This is a genomic window from Pedobacter sp. HMWF019 (assembly GCF_003061025.1).
Lineage (GTDB): Bacteria > Bacteroidota > Bacteroidia > Sphingobacteriales > Sphingobacteriaceae > Pedobacter.
This window is the reverse complement of sequence record NZ_QAIL01000545.1, coordinates 1-1,643: the sequence shown is the minus strand read 5'-3', so window position 1 is coordinate 1,643 and position 1,643 is coordinate 1. Positions and strand designations below refer to the sequence as shown.

Sequence of the window (1,643 nt, the reverse complement as noted above, 5' to 3'; positions counted from 1 at the left end):
GGTTTTGGTTCAGGATTTGGTGCTATTTTTCAATTTATTTGATTGATTTTCAAATGTTTAAAAATAATAAATTTGTTTTGGAATTGGTGTTTTTATGGTTGGAACTGTATACTTTAGCGGCAACTAATTTTTTATAAAATGCCTTTTTAGGTGCTTGTTTATGGTGTTAAATATTGGCATTGTATGCGGAGTAAATGGAAGGTTTAAGCGACAGAATGCCGAAGAAAACTAATCTTGTAAACCAAGTAAAACCGACAGAGCTATCTAATAGCAGGTATATTAATGTAAAGACGGATTTTTCATCAATATATAATTTGATTTTTAAAGGTTATGAAGCTATCATGAGCATATTTATTGCTTTTTTGAGTGTTTGCTCAAGGTGGTTTCATTTAAATATATTTTTGGGAGTGAGTCCAGAAAGAAGTTATTGATTGATTTTCTGAATGCTGTCTTTAAGGGTAGAAAGGTGATCCGTGATTTGACTTTTAATAACCCGAATCATAAAGGGATGCGTAAAGAGAACAGGAAAACCGTTTTTGATGTGTATTGTACCGATAACAAAGGGGGTAAATTTATTGTGGAGATCCAACAGGCGAGCCAGCGGTTTTTTAAGGATCGTATTCTCTATTATTCAGCGAACCTCATCAGGGAACAAGGAAAATCTGTGGCGCCGGACTGGAATTACCGTTTACCGGAGGTGTATGTTGTGGCGTTGATGGATTTTAGTTTTGATCATACGCATCGGAATCAATATTTGCATGATGTTCGTTTGATGGATGTAGTGACTCATACCGTGTTCTATGATAAACTTCGGTACATTTTTGTAGAGTTGCCGAAGTTTAAAAAATCGGTGGATGAATTGGAAACTAATGAGGATGGCTGGTTGTACTCTTTAAGGAATATGGAAATATTAGATGAAATTCCAGTACCTTTGCGTAAGAAAAAGGTTTTTAGAGAGTTATACCAATTGGCAGAGGTCATTAATTTAAGCCCGGAAGATATGAATGCGTACCAGGAAAGTTTAAAGATTAAGCGTGATAATTATAGTGCTCTTGAGTCTGCGGAATTGAGGGGGGAGCAGCGTGGACAGAAGCAGGGTATGGAAATGGAACGTGCTAAGGCGGAGCAAGAGAAAAGGGAAATGGCTGTTAAATTAAAAACAAAAGGTATGCATGTTGAAGAGATTGCTGAGTTAACCAATCTTTCTATAGCTGAAATCCAAACACTGGTATAAGCTTAAGTAAGATCCATATTAATATTTAAATGGGCCGGAGGAGAGATTCTTGCGACAGCATCTATTAGACTTACTGTAGGTAGTAACATAATTAATGCACAATAACAAGATTTATGTTATCGTGCACAATTATATTGCCATTAGATGCGTAAGGAATAAGTATGAGCAATTAAATAGTAAAGGTAATAGAGCGATTGATGGTTCTGCTAAGAAGTTATAAGCCGAGCGTTTCTGCATGTTCTTTTATTACCTTATTTCTAATCAATAACAGATTTACCATATACTTTCTAAGAAACAATCGGTCTGCCACCTAACCAAGTATTCCCATTGGGGAGGTATAGTTAAAATAGTTTCTAAACGGATAACTGGCATTTATAAATAAAGGAAATATTTTAGGTAGATGCTAGAT

General features: G+C 35.4%; 1 protein-coding gene. It reads left to right on the top strand.

Annotated elements, in window-relative coordinates; genetic code table 11:
- Positions 1 to 379 precede the first annotated feature (379 nt).
- Positions 380 to 1,234 carry an Rpn family recombination-promoting nuclease/putative transposase gene (locus DBR11_RS26735; RefSeq protein ID WP_158275388.1) on the top strand — a complete coding sequence of 285 codons (855 nt, stop codon included), beginning with the start codon at positions 380 to 382 and terminating at the stop codon, positions 1,232 to 1,234.
- Positions 1,235 to 1,643 lie beyond the last annotated feature (409 nt).